Origin of the sequence: Sporosarcina sp. P29 (assembly GCF_002743265.1) — a bacterium.
Lineage (GTDB): Bacteria > Bacillota > Bacilli > Bacillales_A > Planococcaceae > Sporosarcina.
Window position 1 is genome coordinate 1 of the sequence record NZ_PDYX01000131.1, and the last position, 381, is coordinate 381.

The window sequence follows — 381 nt, forward strand, 5'->3', positions numbered from 1 at the left end:
GGCGATTTTGCCATTCCAGTTTTTAAAATTACCCACATCCACCATACCGTATAACGCATCCGGCATGCTGTTATCGTAATGGTTACGCTGGCGACTGAAGCTCCCGCCAAACATCATCTCATGCTGACGACCAAAAAGGCTGAAATCGCCACGCAGGAAGGCGTCGATGGCATCCTGCTTACGTTCTCCGCGGTTCCAGCCGCCGTAGCCGACCATGCCCGCCCCGGTCTCTTTATCCGGATAGCCGGACATATACATCAGTTTGCTGTCGAAATGGGTTTCCGCATGCATGCCGTTGATGTGCGCTTCCCAGCCGTTGTCAAAACGTTGGGTCAGGTTGGCAAAGATACGGGTGTTGTCTTTATCCGAGTAAGCCCAGTC

General features: G+C 53.0%; 1 pseudogene. It reads right to left on the reverse strand.

Features of this window, described 5'->3' with window-relative positions:
- Positions 1–381: pseudogene (locus tag CSV68_RS16890) on the reverse strand (hypothetical protein); the annotation flags it as partial.